The sequence below is a fragment of the Vibrio sp. 10N.222.46.A1 genome (assembly GCF_041473595.1).
Lineage (GTDB): Bacteria > Pseudomonadota > Gammaproteobacteria > Enterobacterales > Vibrionaceae > Vibrio > Vibrio tasmaniensis_A.
This window is the reverse complement of record NZ_JBFRSN010001634.1, coordinates 1-499: the sequence shown is the minus strand read 5'-3', so window position 1 is coordinate 499 and position 499 is coordinate 1. Positions and strand designations below refer to the sequence as shown.

1 protein-coding gene is annotated in these 499 nt (G+C 41.7%); it reads right to left on the bottom strand.

Features of this window, described 5'->3' with window-relative positions; genetic code table 11:
- Positions 1-42 precede the first annotated feature (42 nt).
- Positions 43-499, bottom strand: a 457-nt coding sequence (locus AB4496_RS28565) for a hypothetical protein (protein WP_372133454.1), incomplete at its 5' end; no start/stop codon positions are given.

Genomic DNA, 499 nt, shown 5'->3' with positions numbered 1-499 from the left:
TTTACTCTGATGAATGACGAAACCATCTATAAATTTGAGCAATTAAAAGCGATTTAGTTCAACCGTTAAGTTGTCACCATCACTATGTAACTGAATCCAAGGGGCTGAAGAACGAGAAGAGGATGAGGAAGAGCTAGGCACATTCCATACACTCATTTGCTCAGAGGAATGATGTGGTGAGTTGATGAATTCTACGAGTTGTTTATCTACCTTGTCGTAACCAACTCCCTCACGTTTCGCTTGTTCGAGTTGAGCGACGACATCAAAATCATCCTCTCCAATGCGAATTGAACTGAGAGCAAAGCCATCTTGACGAAGATATGCCTGAAGCTTTGTGTAACTTAGGTTCGAATATGGCAGATTAAGGCGAACCACTTCGACGCTTGAGTCACCCAACTCCAGTTCAACATAAACATCCAAATCGTAATATTGGGTTAAGTCACTGCACAACAGAGTGCCTTCAACTTCGCCACAATCCATAAGATCGATATCGTTAATA